Consider the following 15,439-nt stretch of genomic DNA (forward strand, 5'->3'; position numbering starts at 1 on the left):
ATGCGAGACTCGCCGCCTCGACTCGGGGGACTTCACATGGCGACGGAAAGCCTGGCGCTGCTCGGCGGTCTGGCGGTCGTGGCGGTGCTGGTGCTCGCGCTGCTGCTGCGGCGCCCGGCACCCGACCCGGTGCTGGCGCAGCGCCTGACCGACCTGCAATCGGCGCTGGACCGACAGGGCGAACGCATCGCCGCCTTGCCTGCGGAATTCGAACGCGGCCTCGGCCGCGAAGCGGGCGCGATCGGCGACCGCGTCGCCGCCGGCGCGCTCGATCAGACCAAGGCGCTGGGGGAGGGCATCGGCCGCATCGCGGACCGCCTCTCGGCGCAGGAGAAGGCGGTGCTCGACCGGCTTGCCGCCGATGCGGCGCTGCTGACGGACCGCCTGGCCCAGGACGCCCAGGCGACGCGCGATGCCATCGCCGAACAGCGCACCGCCGTGGTGAAGGCGCTGACCGAGCACAAGGACGACACCGCCCTGCTGCGCCGCGACGTGACGCAGGGCATCGCCGAGATCCGCCTCGCCTTCGCCGAGGGCCTGGCGAAACTGCAGGAGACGCTCGCCGCCGAGAACGCCCGCGCCCGCGACCTGCTGGATGCCAAGCTGAAGGAACTGCGCGAGGGCAACGAGGCGCGCCTCGCCGAGATCCAGAGGACGGTGAACGAGCAGCTCCAATCCGCCGTCGAGAAGCAGATGAACGAGAGCTTTTCGCGCGTCATCGACCAGTTCGCCGCGGTGCAGAAGGCGATGACCGACGTGCAGGCGGTGACGACGCAGATCGTCGACATCAAGCGGCTGTTCTCCAACGTGAAGACGCGCGGCGGCTGGGGCGAGGCGCAGGTGCGCGCCCTGCTCGACGACATCCTGCCGCCCGGCTCCTACGAGGAGAACAAGAAGCTGTCGGAGGACAGCGCCGAGGCGGTGGAATTCGCGATCCGCATGCCGAGCGAGGCGGGCCGCGAGGTCTTCCTTGCCGTCGATGCCAAATTCCCGACCGAGGACTGGGACCGCCTGGTGCTGGCCTCCGAGGCCGGCGAGGCCGAGGCCGAGAAATCCGCCCGCCGTGCCCTGGAACTGCGGGTGCGCGCGGAAGCGGCGAAGATCGCCCAGAAATACATCCGCCCGCCGCTGACGGTGGAATTCGCGGTGCTCTATTTGCCGACCGAGGGCCTCTACGCCGAGATCGCCCGCATCCCCGGCGCCATCGAGGAGATCGGCCGCGCCAACCGCGTGCTGGTGCTGGGCCCCTCACTCCTGCCGGCCATGCTGCGCACCATACAGATGGGCCATGTGACCATCGCGCTCGGCGAGAAGGCCGACATGGTCCGCGAATTGCTGGGCGCCACCAAGGCCGAGATGGGCAAGATGGACGAGGTGCTGCAACGCCTCGGCAAGCAGGTGCGCACCATGGGCAACACGATCGAGGACGCGCAGCGCCGCACCCGCGCCGTGGCGCGCAAGCTGCGCGGCGTGGACGCGGTGGACGGATCCCGCGCCGCCGCCCTGCTCGACATCGAGGCGGAGGAACCCCCGGGCGAAGGTGATGAATCGTGAGCGCCCTGCAGGTCCAGTCCGCGGCCGGGCTGCTGCTGCTGGCGGCGCTGGCCTGGGCGCTGGGCGGCTTCCGCCGCGGTGTCGCCATCCGCGTGATCTTGGCCGGCATCGGGTTGCAGCTCGCCCTCGCCGCCGTGCTGCTGAACGTGCCGCCGGTGCGCGCCACCTTCTTCCTGCTCGGCGATGCGGTGGATGCGCTCGCCACCGCGACCCGGGCCGGCACCTCGCTGGTCTTCGGCTATCTCGGCGGCGGGCCGCTGCCCTTCGCCGAGAACCGGCCCGGTGCCTCCTTCATCCTGTTCTTCCAGGCGCTGCCGCTGGTGCTGGTGGTGGGCGCGCTGTCGGCGGTGCTCTACCACTGGGGCGTGCTGCCCTGGGTGGTGCGCGGCATGGCCGGGGTGCTGAAGCGCGTCTTCGGCCTCGGCGGCGCCACCGGCTTCAGTGTGGCGGCGAATGTCTTCGTCGGCATGGTCGAGGCGCCGCTGATGATCCGCGCCTGGCTGGCGCGGCTGACGCGATCCGAGATGTTCGTGGTGATGACGGCTGGGCTCGCCACGATCTCCGGCAACACGCTGGTGGTCTATGCGCTCATCATCTCCCCGGTCGTGCCGGATGCGGCCGGCCAGCTGATGACGGCGAGCCTGATCGCGGCGCCTGCTTCGATCCTCGCCGCCCTGCTGATGCTGCCGCCGGCGGACGGGGAGATCGCGACCGAAGGCGGTGAGGGCATCCCGGAAAAGCTCTACGACAGCAGCATGGACGCGCTGGTGCAGGGCACGCAGGACGGGCTGAACCTGCTGCTCGGCATCATGGCCTCGCTGATCGTCTTCGTGTCCATCGTCGCACTGGTGAACCTGGCGATCGAACCGCTGACCGGGCTGACGCTGCAGAAGATCGCCGGCTGGGTGCTGTGGCCGGTGGCCTGGGCCATGGGCATTCCGGTGGGCGAGGCGGCGACGGTCGCCTCCTCCCTCGGCGTGAAGATGATCATCAACGAGTTCGTCTCCTACCTCGAGCTCGCCGCCTCGGGCGGGGCGGGGCTGTCGGACCGCTCGCGGCTGATCCTGACCTATGCGCTGTGCGGGTTCACGAACCTCGGCTCGGTCGGGATCATGGTGGGCGGCATGACGGCGATGTGCCCGGAACGACGGACGGATATCGTGAAGCTCGGGCTGCCGTCGCTGATCTCCGGCACCATCGCCTGCTGCATGACGGGGGCGGTGGTGGGCGTACTGACGGCACCGTAGCGGGCGAGAGGGGCTTTGCCCCTCTCGCGCTCTCCCCACCAAAGGCCGAAAGGCCTTTGGAAACCGGTTCGGGGTATTGCCCAAATGCGGGCAGGCGGCAGGATGGCGCGACGAAGGAGCCACCCATGACCCACATCGTCCACCGCAACCTGCGCGAAGCCCCGCCGATCGCCGCCTCCGGCCGCGGCATCTGGCTGCGCGACGCCTCGGGCCACGAAGTGATCGATGGCTCCGGCGGCGCCGCCGTCGCCTGCCTCGGGCATGGCCACCCGCATGTCGTGGCGGCGATGAAGGCGCAGATCGACCGGCTCTGCTACGCCCACACCGCGCTGTTCACGGCCGAGAGCGCCGAACGCCTCGCCGACATGCTGGTCGGCCACGCGCCGGGCGGGCTGACGCATGCCTATTTCGTGTCGTCCGGCTCGGAGGGCATGGAAGCGGCGCTGAAGATCGCCCGCCAATGGGCGCTGGAAGCCGGCCAGCCGCAGCGCACGAAGTTCATCGCGCGGCGGCAATCCTACCACGGCAACACGCTCGGCGCGCTGGCCGCCGGCGGCAACGCCATGCGCCGCGCGCCCTATGCGCCGATCCTGTCGGACGCCTTCAGCCATGTCTCGCCCTGCTACCCGTATCGCGATCGGCATGACGGCGAAACGGACGCGGAATACGTGGCGCGCCTCGCGGCCGAACTCGAAGCCGAGTTCCAGCGCCTCGGCCCGCAGAACGTGATCGCCTTCTGCGCCGAGACCGTGGTCGGCGCGACCCTCGGCTGCGCCGCCGCGCTGCCCGGCTATTTCCCCGCGATGAAGGCGGTGTGCGAACGCCACGGCGCGCTGCTCATCCTGGACGAGGTGATGTCCGGCATGGGCCGCACCGGCACGTTGCACGCCTGGGAACAGGAAGGCGTGACGCCCGACGTCCAGGTCATCGCCAAGGGCCTCGGCGGCGGCTACCAGCCGATCGGCGGCATCCTCGTCGCCGGCCGGGTGGTGGAGGCGCTCACCAGGGGCTCGGGCACCTTCAAGCACGGCCACACCTACCAGGCGCATCCCGTCGCATGCGCCGCCGCGCTCGCGGTGCAGGAAGTGATCCGCGACGAGAACCTGCTCGACAACGTGAAGGCCATGGGCGAATTGCTGGAACAGGGGCTGACGGAGCGCCTCGGCAACCACGCCCATGTCGGGGACATCCGCGGCCGCGGCCTGTTCTGGGCGGTGGAGCTGGTGAAGGACCGTGCCTCCAAGGCAGTGTTCGACCCGGCCCTGGCGGTGAACGAGAAGGTGAAGAAGGAAGCCTTCGCGCGGGGGCTCGCCTGCTACCCGATGGGTGGCACAATCGACGGGAAGTACGGCGACCATGTCATCCTGGCACCGCCCTATATCTGCACCGAGAGCGACATCGCCATGATCGTCGATCGCTTCGGCGCGGCCGTCGAAGCGGCCGTCGCCGGGCTGTGACCGCGGGCACCGCGCCCCACCATCCGAACCCAGTACCTGACGGGAGCCCTGCACCGTGCCGATCCTGAACCGCATCGCCGAATTCCACCCCGAGCTGACCGCCACGCGGCGCGACATCCACGCGCATCCGGAGCTCGGCTTCCAGGAGCACCGCACCTCCGACCTGGTGGCGCAGCAGCTCCAGGCCTGGGGGATCGAGGTGCATCGCGGCATTGCCGGCACCGGCCTGGTGGGCGTGCTGCGCAACGGCGGTTCCGGCCGCAGCATCGGCCTGCGCGCCGACATGGACTGCCTGCCGATGCAGGAGACCAGCGACGTCGCGCATCGTTCGACCGTCCCCGGCCAGATGCATGCCTGCGGCCATGACGGCCACACCACCATGCTGCTCGGCGCCGCGCGCTACCTCGCCGAGACGAAGAACTTCGACGGCACCGTGCACTTCATCTTCCAGCCGGCCGAGGAAGGCGGCGGCGGCGGCCGCGTGATGGTCGAGGAAGGCCTGTTCGACCGCTTCCCCTGCGACGCCGTCTACGCCATGCACAACACGCCCGAGCTGCCGCTCGGCGAGGCACGCATCGTCGCCGGCCCGGTGCTCGCCGCCGCCGACCGCATCGCCATCACGGTGCACGGCAAGGGGGGCCACGCCTCCCGCCCGCATGCGTGCATCGACCCGGTCCTTGTCGGCGCGCAGATCGTCGTCGCGGCGCAGTCGATCGTCTCGCGCTCGATGGATCCGCTCGACAGCGCCGTCATCAGCCTCTGCCAGTTCCACGCCGGCTCGGCGGGCAACGTCATCCCTGAAGTGGCGGAGCTCAACGGCACGGTGCGCACCTTCCGGCCGGAGGTGCAGGACCTGGTCGAGGCGCGGCTCGGCGCGATCGTGCGCTCGATTGCCGAGGCCCACGGCACGCACGCCGAGCTCGCCTACACGCGCGGCTACCCGCCCACCATCAACCACGCGGAGCAGACGCTGCGCGCGCAGAAGGCCGCCGCCGCGGTGCTCGGCGATGCGCGCGTCCAACGGGAGGGGCCGCCGCGCATGGGGGCGGAGGATTTCTCCTACATGCTGCAGAAGTGCCCCGGCGCCTTCATCGGCATCGGCCAGGGCGATGGCGGACGGTATTCCGTCTCGCTGCACAACCCACGCTTCGACTTCAACGACGACCTGATCCCGCTGGGCTCCTCGCTCTTCGCGCGGCTGGTGGAACAGGAACTGCCGCGCGGCTGAACCCGCGGGTATCGGGGCTCCGCTCGGGGGCGCCGCCCCCGAGACCCCCGCCAGGGGACCGGGTCCCCTGGACCTCCGGGACCAAGGGGTCCCGCGGAGCCGCTTGCAGCGCCCTGCTGAACGCGGATGTTGCGTGCCCTGATCATGTCGCGCCACTCGGCGTTCTCCGCGACGAAAGAGGCCGGCCAGTCGTCGGGCGAACGGACCATCGGCACCACCGCGAGCGTCGCCAGGCGCTGCGGCGTCTCCTGCGCCTCCATCGTCCTGCGCGCCGCCTCACGGGCGCGGCGGATGATCTCGGGCAGCAGGCCGGCCGGGCAGGCGCAGGGCCCGCGCCGCCGACGGCCTGCCGAGGTTCCGCGCCGTTGGGTTGATCCGAATCAACACACCCGCCACCCCACGGTCCTTTGATGTTGGCAATAGGATGACAGGCCGGCGCATGCTGGTCCCGCGTATGGCTGGGGAGCAGTCCGCATGAAGAAGCACGCCAAGCCACGCCCCGCCGCAGCCGCGAAGCCGGCGCCCGAGGCCGCCCCGGCGCCGCCGCCTTCGGCGACCACCGCGCATGGCGGCTCCCTTGATGAGCGCAACGAGGCCGGCAAGGCGCTGCGCAACACCGTCCCGCGCACCGCCCACGCGCCCTGGAAGCGCCTGGCCGACCGAAGGGACCCGGTGGAACTGCTCCAGGACTCCGACCCCGACCGCCTGCCGGAACTGGTGCCGATCCGCTACGGCCGCATGCTGCAATCGCCCTTCGCCTTCTACCGCGGCTCGGCGGCGGTGATGGCGGCGGACCTGGCGACGACGCCGACGACCGGGCTGCGCGTACAGGCCTGCGGCGACTGCCACCTGATGAATTTCGGCGGCTTCGCCACGCCCGAGCGCAACATCCTGTTCGACATCAACGATTTCGACGAGACGCTTCCGGCACCCTGGGAATGGGACGTGAAGCGCCTGGCTGCCTCCTTCGTGCTGGCGTCGCGCTCGAACGGGCTTGCCGACACCGTGGGGCGGGAGGCAGCGATGGCCTGCGCGCGCAGCTACCGCAAGCGCCTGCGCGAATACGCCGAGATGCACCCGCTCGAGGTCTGGTACGCGCGGGTGACGGCGCAGGACGTGCTGGACACGGTGCCGCCTTCGATCCGGGCACGGCTGCAGGCGCGGCTTGCGAAGACGCTCGCCGGCAGCGGCTCGGAGCTCGACTTCCCGAAGCTTGCCGGCGTCGTGGGCGGGCGCACTGCCATCCGTGACACACCGCCGCTGATCTTCCACCCGGAAGGCGCGCGCGCGCCGGATTTCCACAAGACCCTGGACAGTGTCTTCGCGACCTACCGCGAGACGCTCGCGGAGGACCGTCGCGTGCTGCTCGACCGCTACCGGGTGGTCGATGCGGCGATCAAGGTGGTCGGCGTCGGCAGCGTCGGCCGGCGCTGCTGGATCGTGCTGATGATGTCGGCCTCCAACGACCCGCTCTTCCTGCAGTTCAAGGAAGCGGTGGCCTCGGTGCTCGAACCCCATGCCGGCCCGAGCCACCATGCGCATCACGGCGAGCGCGTGGTGATCGGGCAGCGGCTGATGCAGCCAGCCTCGGACATGTTCCTCGGCTGGATGACGGCGCCGAACGGGCGGCAGTTCTACGTGCGGCAACTGCGCGACGCGAAGATCAAGCCGCTGGTCGAAACCTTCGACGCGGAGCTGATGCTGCTCTACGCGCGGCTGTGAGGCTGGTCGCTCGCGCGTTCCCACGCCAAGAGCGCGGAGGTGGCGGAGATTGCCGGCTATCTCGGCTCCGGGGCGCAGTTCGACGATGCGATGGGCGCGTTCGCCCTCGCCTATGCCGACCAGGCGGAGCGCGACCACGCGGCGCTGAAGACGGCGGTGCGCAAGGGGACGGTGGAAGTCCACACGGAGTCCTAGGGCAGATCCCGATCAGGTGGAATCACCTGATCGGGCAAAGATGCTCGCGAAAACAAGAGGCTGGAGCGGTCGCCGTGAGCCAAGGCGAACGGAAACCGCTCTAGGGCAGATCCCGATCGGGTGGGCTCACCTGATCGGGATCCGCGCTGGGCGCGCGACCGCTCTCCGGATCTCGCGCTCGATGCGAGCCGGCATGAAGCACAGCCTTCGTCAAGCATGAATCCGTCCTTTCTTCAGGACTTCTCCAACCCGTCTCCAAGTCTCCGTGGCTGCCGCTGCGTAGGGTCCGCACACGTCCCCAAGGGCCCTGGTGCCTGGGAAGGCCGGATGGTCCGGCGAGGGGCGCCATTCAACAGCGAACCGCGCCGTGCAGCCGTGGGCCGTGCGGCCAGACCCCAGGAGTGGACCATGTCGAACAGCATCATCCGCATCGTCGTCGCCGCAGCGGTGGCGGTCTCGGGCGGCGCGCCCGGCGCGCAGGCCTACCGGCACGCGGGAAGCTACACCCCGCAGATCGAGGGCTCGGGCGAGAACCAGTCGGTCGCGCATCCGTCCGCCGCCGTGTTCGGTGCCGTGCAGCCGCGCGCCGTCATCACCGGCTCGGGCGAGAACCAGTCCGTGGAGCACCAGGGCGTGCCGGCCCCGACGCCGCCCGGCTATGTCGCCCGCATCGTCGGCGGCGGCGAGAACGTCTCGGTGATGCATTTCCCGTCCGGCGGCTGACCACCGGTTCCGGGTGCCAAGGGTCTTGCGGCCCTTGGCTGGGAGGTCCGGAGGGGCGGCGCCCCTCCGGTGCCTTCACGCGTCCTGCGCCTCGATCGCCGCGACGGCGGATTCCACCGAGGAGCCGCGCTCCACCCCGCCCACCGACTCCGCCACCCCGGCATTCCGCAGCAGGTCGCGCACGCGCGCATGGGCGCCGACCAGCCACAAGCGGATGCCCTGCCCCGCCAGTGCCCCATGCAGGCTGCGCAGCATCTCCGCTCCCGCGACGTCGATGAAGGGCGTGGCCGACAGGTCGAACACCACATGCCGAAGCGACCCATCCGGCGCCGCGAGCGCGGCGGCGAGCACCCTGTCCTGCACATGCTCCGCCCCGACGTAGAGCAGCGCCGCCTCCGGCCGGACGATGAGCACGCCGGGCACGGTTTCGTTCTCGGGGTGCCGGTCGCGGTCGCCGAACAGCTGCGTGCCCGGGATGCGCCCGAGGATGGCGACGTAGGGCGTGGTCCCCTCCGCGACGAGCATGAGCACGGAGGCGAGCGCCGCCAGCAGCACGCCTTGCAGGATGCCGAGCAGCAGCACGCCCGCCAGGGCGCAGAGCGCGGCGATGAAATCGAAGCGGCTGATGCGCCAGAGCCGGATCATGGCCGGCACGTCGATCAGCCCCGCCACCGCCGTCAGCACGATGGCGGCGAGCGCCGCCTTGGGCAGGTCGGCCAGCGCGCCGGTGAGGAACAGCAGGCAGAGCGCCAGCGCCGCGGAGGCGAAGACCAGCGAGAGCGGCGACTTCGCCCCGGCCTTCTCGTTCACCGCGGTCTGGGACAGCCCGCCCGCCACCGGATAGCCGTGGCCGAGCCCCGCCAGCAGGTTGGCGCCGCCGAGGCCGAGCAGTTCCTGCCGCGCGTTGACCGCGTAGCCGTGCTTCGCCGCGAATCCGCGCGCAGCCGAGACGCCTTCGATATAGGCCAGCAGCACGCAGCCGGCGGCGACGGGAAAGAGGTCCGGCACGTCGCCGAAGCGGAGCGTGGGCAGGCCGATCTCCGGCAGCCCGGGCGGGATCTCCCCGGTCACGGCGACGCCGTGCGCCGCCAGTCCGAGGACCGACACGACAAGGATCGACAGCGCGACGACCGCCAGGCTGACCGGCTTGCCCGGCAGCAGCCGCCCTCCGGCGACCAGCAGCACGACGGCAACGACGCCGAGCGCCAGCGTCACGGGGTTGAGGTCGCCGAGCTGTCCGAGCAGCAGCCAGGCCCGCTCGATGATGTGCGACCCTCCGCCCGCCACGCCGAAGAGGCTCGGCAACTGCGTCATGGCGATGGTCAGGCCGGCGCCGAAGCGGAAGCCCACCAGCACGCTGTCGCTGATCAGCTTCACCAGGACGGAGAGCCGCGCGGCCCACGCCACCAGGCAGATCGTCGTGACCATGAAGGCGGCGAGGCTCGCGACCGCGGCATGCATCGCCGGATCGCCCGCCGCGATCACCGCGACATTCGCCCCCACCATCAGCGAAATGGCGGAGGTCGGCCCGACCGCGAGATGCCGCGAGGAGCCGAGCAGCGCATAGCCGAGCCCGCCGAGCAGGTAGCCGTAGATGCCGACCTGCGGCGGCAGCCCCGCCAGCGTCGCATAGGCGAGCGCCACCGGGATGGCGTAGGCCGCCAGCGTGACTCCGGCGAGGAGGTCGGCGCCAAGCCAGCCCGGCGCATAGCCCCGCAACCAGCCGAGCACCGGGAAGCCGCGGCCCTGGCCGGAAGGCATCGCGTTCGTGTCGCTCATCGAGCCTCACCTCCCGTCCCGGACGCGTCGCCGGCCGGCGCATTCTGAACGAGCCGCGGCCGGCCGACGCTCATTTTGCGCCAGGAGGCCGGCATCGCCTCGCGAGGGCGCCCATGCGGGCGCGCCTCCGGCGCGGCACGGCCAACCCCGCCGTCCGGGCGGCGGAAGACCCCTGCCCTGGGGCGACAGCGGCGAAACGTGCGGGCGTCGGCCCTCGGCGGCCGGCGCGGGCATCGGGAATGCGCCGGATGGCGCATTCCCGAACGACCTCTCAGCCGACCACCGACCCCGGATCGCAGTTCGCCCCGCAGACCACCACGCCGATGCGCGCGCCCTTGGGAGGCGTCCAGCCGCCCCCGAGCACGGCGGCAAGCGCCGTCGCGCCGCCCGGCTCGGCAACCACGCGCAGCCTGTCCCACAGCCATGTCTGGGCGTTGCGGATCACCTGGTCCTGCACGGCCACGCTGCGGCCGCCCTGGGCCATCATGATGCCGAAGGCGAGCTCGCCGACCCGCCGGGCGCCGAGGCTGTCGGCCGCGATCCCACCCGAGGGCACGTCCACCGGCCGCCCGACCATGCCGGCCGAGAACAGCGTCGGGCATTCCTCCGGCTCGGCGATCACCATGTTGGCGCGGCCGGCATACCAGGAGGCGATGCCGCCATAGAGCCCGCCGCCGCCGGCGGCGACCACCACATGGGTCAGGTCCGGCGCATCGGCCTCGAGTTCCATCCCCACCGTGCCCTGGCCCGCCAGGACCTCCTCCTGGTCATAGGCATGGACCAGCAGGGCGCCGGTTTCGGCGGCGCGGGCCTCGCTCGCGATGCGCGCCTGGTCGTAGGCGGCGCCGCCCACGGTCAACGTCGCCCCGGTGGCGGCGATACGGGCGCGCTTCACCTCGGCGGTGATCTCGGGGACGAAGATCTCGGCCTTGATGCCGAGCACCTTGGCGGCATAGGCCACCGCGAGGCCGTGATTGCCGCCCGAGGCGGCCACCACCCCCGCCTTCGGCACCTCGGCCGAGAGGATGCGGTTGAAGGCCCCGCGCGGCTTGAAGGAGCCGGTGACCTGAAGCTGCTCGAGCTTCAGGGTGAGCGGGTTCTCAAGCCCCGTCTCCGCCGGCGCGAGCCGGATGACCGGCGTGCGGCGGATATGGGGGGCGATGCGGGCAGCGGCCGCGCGAATCTGTTCCTGGGTCGGCATGGCGGCGAAGGGTGGCATCGGCGTGGCAAGCGGGCAACGCCGCGGCGCCACCTTGGGGGGGCGCTTTCCCCCGTGCCCCAATTCTGCCATCGTCCGCCGCCGAACGGGATGGCCGGGCTGGGATGCAGGTCCACGGAAGTTGCGCATCGCGCGATGGTGCGGCTGTGCTGCTGCTGGGTCCCCCGGGGTCCGGCAAGTCCGACCTCGTTCTGCGGCTGATCGGCCGGGGCTGGGGTCTGGTCGCGGACGACCAGGTGGTGGTGGAAGGGGTCGTGGTCTCGGCGCCGCCCGCGTTGCGGGGGATGCTCGAGGTCCGGGGCCTTGGGATATTCCAGGACGTGGCGGTGGCCGAGGGGGCTCGACTGGCGCTGGTGGTGGACCTTGTGGCGCGTGACGGCATGGACCGTCTGCCGATGCCTTCCGTCTGGGGGGCGGCGCGTGTGCCGCGCGTGGCCCTGCATGCCTTCGAGGCCTCGGCCTGCGACAAGGTCGCCTTCGCGCTGGATGCCGCGCTCGGGCGGCTCGCCCAGCGCGCCGGGGCCTTCGCGGCATGATGGACATGGCAATCCCCGAACGACGCCAGGTGGTGCTGGTCACCGGGCTCTCCGGAGCCGGCAAGGCCTCGATCCTGCGGGTGCTCGAGGATCTCGGCTACGAAACGGTGGACAATCCGCCGCTGTCGGTGCTGGAGGCGCTGGTGGGCGACGGCGAACAGCCGCTCGCCGCCGGGGTGGACAGCCGAACGCGCGACTTCGACCCGGCCGGTGCGATCCGGCTGCTGGAGCGGTTGCGAATGCGTCCCGATATCGCGGTGACGCTCATCTTCGCCACCGCCGAGGAGGACGTGCTGCTGCGCCGCTACACCGAGACGCGGCGGCGCCATCCGCTGGCTCCGGGGGGGCCGCTCGGCCACAAGGTGTCGGACGGCATTGCGCGGGAGGTGGCGCTGATGGCGCCGCTGCGCGACACGGCGGACATGGTGGTGGACACCTCCGACCTGCCGCTGCCCGACCTGCGCCGCATGGTCGAGAGGCGCTTCGGACAGGATGCCGGGGCGGGCCTCGGGGTCTCGGTCGTCTCCTTTGCCTTTCCCAAGGGTCTGCCGCGCGAGGCGGACATGGTCTTCGACCTGCGCTTCCTGCGTAACCCGCACTATGTTGATGAACTACGGCCGCTGACGGGACGGGACCCGGCGGTGGCCGACTTCATCGAGGCGGACCCCGATTTCGCGCCCTTCTGGCGCTGCATGACGGAAATGCTGGGGCCGCTCTTGCCCCGCTACGCCCAGGAAGGAAAGAAGTACCTGACGATCGCTCTGGGTTGCACGGGGGGCAAGCACCGATCCGTGCTGGCGGCAGAGCGCCTGGCACACCATCTACAATCGCAAGGCTGGCGGGTGGAGCTTTCCCACCGCGAGCTTTCGGCCGGCCCGGCGCCCGTGCGGGCCGGCCGAGAAGCGGGGCGGGAGGCCCTGACGCAGACATCATGATCGGCATGGTTCTGGTCACCCACGGCCGTCTGGCCGAGGAGTTGCGGCACGCCATGGAACACGTGGTCGGGCCGCAGCAGGCGGTGGCGACTGTTTGTATCGGCCCCGAGGACGACATGGAGCACACGCGCGCCGACATCCGGCGCTCGATCGACTCCGTCGACCAGGGCGACGGGGTGGTGGTGCTGACCGACATGTTCGGCGGCACGCCCTCCAACCTGGCGATGCAGATGGCCGGCGGCGGCCGGCCGATCGAGGTGCTCGCCGGGGTGAACCTGCCGCTGCTGGTCAAGCTTGCGAAAGTGCGCGGCAGCGAACCGCTCGCCGAAGCGGTTGACCATGCGGTCGCCGCCGGGCGGAAGTATATTGCCTGCGGGCGGGACGTGATGGCCGGCGCGGCCGTCGCGCCTCCGCGGCCCAACGGAGGGGGCGGCCAGTGAACGAATGGCCCGACGAGCCTGGCGCGAAGGTGGTCGCGGATGTGCCGCCCGCCGAGAGCTGCGGCTGCGACGCCGGTGATTCCGGCATGGTGCTGCGACGCAACGTCGTCATCTCCAACAGCCGTGGCCTGCACGCCCGCGCCGCGGCCAAGCTGGTGACCATGGCCGAGCGCTTCTCCTCCTGCGTCAATGTGGTGCGCGGCGGCGAGAGCGTGCCGGCCTGCTCGATCATGGGGCTGATGATGCTCGGCGCCGGGCAGGGCGCCGAGATCACCATCGAGGCAGAGGGCTGGGACGCCAAGGAAGCGCTCGAGGCGGTCGCCGGCCTGGTCGAGGCCGGCTTCCATGAAGACTGAGACGCCCAAGGCCAAGTCGAAGGCGAAGGCGCGCGAGGTCGCCGTTTCCGGCATCGCGGTCTCCCCGGGGGTCGCGATCGGGCCGGTCTTCGATACCTCCGACCCGCCGGCCGAGGCGCCGCGGCGGCGCATCGTGGCCGAGGAGGTTGAGGAGGAGCGGCAGAAGCTCGCCGCCGCCGTCGCCTTCTCCCGCAAGCAGATCGGCAAGCTCAAGACGCGCATCGGCGTGCTGCCGGAGGAAGCGCAGGAGGAGATCGCGCCGCTGCTCGACGCGCACCTGATGATGCTGGGCAATTCCCGGCTCATCCGTGGCGCGCGCAAGCGAATCGAGGCCGAGCTGCTCTCCGCCGAAACCTCGGTGCTGGACGAATCGGAGGACATCCGCGCCGCCATCCTGGCGGCGAAGGATGACGACAAGGCCGGCCTCGCGCGCCGTGCCAACGAGGTGCGCGACATCGCCCGCCGCCTGATGCGCAACCTGACGGCGACGCCCTTCCGCAGCCTGAAGGATCTGCCCGAGGGCTGCATCCTGGTCGCCGAGGAGCTGACGCCGGCCGATGCCGCGCTGCTCGACCCTTCGCGCATCGCCGGCGTGGCGACGGAGGAAGGCGGTGCGGACGGGCACACGGCGATCATGCTGCGGGCGCTGGGGATTCCCTCGGTGCTCGGCGCGCACGGGCTGACCGAGGCGGCGCAGCGCGGCGACCAGGTGGTGCTGGACGGCACGGCAGGCGTCGTGACGGTGCATCCCTCCGCTGCCACGCTGGCGACGGCGAAGGAGAAGCTCGCCGCCTTCGCCAAGGAACGGGCGAAGCTGTCCAAGCTGCGCCGCCTGCCGGCCGAGACCACCGACGGCGAGCCGGTGGAACTGCAGGCCAACCTCGAGATCCCGCAGGAACTGCCGCTGATCGCCCAGGCCGGTGCCCAGGGTATCGGCCTGTTGCGGACCGAGTTCCTGTTCATGAACCGCGAGGACCTGCCGGACGAGGAGGCACAGGTCGAGGCCTACACGCAGATCGTCGGGGCGATGGAAGGCCAGCCGGTGACGATCCGCGTGCTCGACTGGGGCGGCGAGAAGGACATGGAAGCGCTGGCCGAGGGCGTGGTGCCCGCCCATGCCGGCGCCAACCCGGCGCTCGGCCTGCGCGGGCTGCGCATGCTGCTGAAGCATCCCGAGTTGCTGGAGGTGCAGTTCGCCGCCGTGCTGCGCGTCGCGTCCGGCGGCGCGGATGGTGCGGTGCGCCTGTTGCTGCCGATGGTCACGGTGCCCGAGGAGGTGCGCCAGGCACGCGAGATCTACGAGCGCGTCGCCCGTCGCCTGCGCCGCCGCGGCGAGAAGCTGCCCGAGAAGCTGCCGCTGCTCGGGGCCATGATCGAGACGCCGGGCGCCGCCCTGGCCGCCGATGCCATCGCGCTGGAGGCGGATTTCTTCGCCATCGGCACCAACGATCTCGCCATGTACACGCTGGCGGTCGATCGCGGCGAGGCGGACGTCGCGCACCTCTATGATCCGCTGCACCCGGCGGTGCTGCGGCTGGTGCAATTCGCCACCGAGGCGGCGCTTCGCCTGCGCATGCCGGTGTCCGTCTGCGGCGAGATGGCGGGCAACCCGCAGCTCACGCCGCTGCTGCTCGGGCTCGGCGTGCGCACCTTCTCGATGAACGCGAGTGCGATCCCGCGGGTGAAGCAGGCGGTGCGCGGGCTCGACATCGGCGACTGCGCGCGCTTCGCGCGGCGCGTGATGGAACAGAGCGACCCGGGGCGGATCCGGGAGCTGGTGGCAGGATTCGCGCAGGGGCTGACGGAGCGGGCGTGACCCTCGGCCGGATGACGGGCCGCCCTTCGTCCGGCGCGCCGCGGAATCCTCGCCTCGCGCGCGGTCGTCCCGCCGGCTGTCCCATCGCCCAGGCTGCCGCCGCCCGGACGGCGTGCGCTGACCCCGCGAGGCCCGCCGATCACCCTCCTTCGGCAAGGCCGGCCGGTATCATTCGGAAATACGTCGCCCCGAAGCTGCCACCTTTCCGCCCCGCGGAGGACCGCCAGCCTCG

Annotated in this window: 13 protein-coding genes and 1 pseudogene; 12 read left to right on the plus strand and 2 right to left on the minus strand. The window is 71.3% G+C overall.

Annotation, left to right across the window (positions count from 1 at the left end):
- The first annotated feature begins 36 nt into the window (after positions 1-36).
- From rmuC to GXW74_RS13500, 7 genes and pseudogenes are all read left to right on the plus strand, one after another.
- Complete coding sequence (rmuC, locus tag GXW74_RS13465; RefSeq protein WP_211847032.1) at positions 37-1,554, plus strand: DNA recombination protein RmuC; 1,518 nt, start codon at positions 37-39, stop codon at positions 1,552-1,554.
- Entirely contained in the window at positions 1,551-2,801 is a 1,251-nt protein-coding gene (locus tag GXW74_RS13470; protein WP_211847033.1) for a NupC/NupG family nucleoside CNT transporter, read from the plus strand. The genes rmuC and GXW74_RS13470 overlap by 4 nt, the downstream gene beginning before the upstream one ends.
- 125 nt (positions 2,802-2,926) lie before the next feature.
- On the plus strand, positions 2,927-4,258 hold the full coding sequence (locus GXW74_RS13475; RefSeq protein WP_211847034.1) for an aspartate aminotransferase family protein: 1,332 nt from the start codon (positions 2,927-2,929) through the stop codon (positions 4,256-4,258).
- 55 nt (positions 4,259-4,313) lie between these two features.
- On the plus strand, positions 4,314-5,486 hold the full coding sequence (locus tag GXW74_RS13480; protein WP_211847035.1) for a M20 aminoacylase family protein: 1,173 nt from the start codon (positions 4,314-4,316) through the stop codon (positions 5,484-5,486).
- A 126-nt stretch (positions 5,487-5,612) separates the two neighbouring features.
- Positions 5,613-5,897 carry a hypothetical protein gene (locus tag GXW74_RS13485; RefSeq protein ID WP_211847036.1) on the plus strand — a complete coding sequence of 95 codons (285 nt, stop codon included), beginning with the start codon at positions 5,613-5,615 and terminating at the stop codon, positions 5,895-5,897.
- 63 nt (positions 5,898-5,960) lie between these two features.
- Positions 5,961-7,403, plus strand: a pseudogene (locus GXW74_RS13490) (DUF2252 domain-containing protein).
- Between the two features lie 408 nt (positions 7,404-7,811).
- The gene (locus GXW74_RS13500; RefSeq protein WP_211847039.1) at positions 7,812-8,126 is read left to right on the plus strand and encodes a hypothetical protein; all 315 of its coding nucleotides are present in this window, start codon (positions 7,812-7,814) and stop codon (positions 8,124-8,126) included.
- A 75-nt stretch (positions 8,127-8,201) separates the two neighbouring features.
- On the opposite strand, the gene GXW74_RS13505 is transcribed toward GXW74_RS13500, so the two are convergent.
- A complete protein-coding gene (locus GXW74_RS13505; protein WP_211847040.1) occupies positions 8,202-9,905 on the minus strand; it encodes a SulP family inorganic anion transporter in 1,704 nt (567 codons plus the stop codon).
- Between the two features lie 271 nt (positions 9,906-10,176).
- Positions 10,177-11,124, minus strand: coding sequence for a threonine/serine dehydratase (locus GXW74_RS13510; protein ID WP_246523308.1), 948 nt, complete (start codon positions 11,122-11,124; stop codon positions 10,177-10,179).
- A 104-nt stretch (positions 11,125-11,228) separates the two neighbouring features.
- Here GXW74_RS13510 and GXW74_RS13515 point away from each other — a divergent pair, with 104 nt between their 5' ends.
- From GXW74_RS13515 to ptsP, 5 genes are all read left to right on the plus strand, one after another.
- Positions 11,229-11,660 carry an HPr kinase/phosphorylase gene (locus GXW74_RS13515; RefSeq protein WP_211847041.1) on the plus strand — a complete coding sequence of 144 codons (432 nt, stop codon included), beginning with the start codon at positions 11,229-11,231 and terminating at the stop codon, positions 11,658-11,660.
- A gap of 5 nt (positions 11,661-11,665) precedes the next feature.
- Positions 11,666-12,595, plus strand: coding sequence for an RNase adapter RapZ (gene rapZ, locus GXW74_RS13520; RefSeq protein WP_246523310.1), 930 nt, complete (start codon positions 11,666-11,668; stop codon positions 12,593-12,595).
- Positions 12,592-13,035, plus strand: coding sequence for a PTS sugar transporter subunit IIA (locus tag GXW74_RS13525; RefSeq protein ID WP_211847043.1), 444 nt, complete (start codon positions 12,592-12,594; stop codon positions 13,033-13,035). Before rapZ ends, GXW74_RS13525 begins: the two co-directional genes overlap by 4 nt.
- A gap of 86 nt (positions 13,036-13,121) precedes the next feature.
- Positions 13,122-13,391, plus strand: a complete 270-nt coding sequence (locus GXW74_RS13530; protein WP_211847138.1) for an HPr family phosphocarrier protein — start codon at positions 13,122-13,124, stop codon at positions 13,389-13,391.
- Positions 13,381-15,207 (plus strand): phosphoenolpyruvate--protein phosphotransferase, encoded by a 1,827-nt coding sequence (gene ptsP, locus GXW74_RS13535; protein ID WP_211847044.1) that lies wholly within the window; start codon positions 13,381-13,383, stop codon positions 15,205-15,207. Before GXW74_RS13530 ends, ptsP begins: the two co-directional genes overlap by 11 nt.
- Positions 15,208-15,439: the final 232 nt, after the last annotated feature.

This window comes from Neoroseomonas eburnea, assembly GCF_018129005.1.
Lineage (GTDB): Bacteria > Pseudomonadota > Alphaproteobacteria > Acetobacterales > Acetobacteraceae > Neoroseomonas > Neoroseomonas eburnea.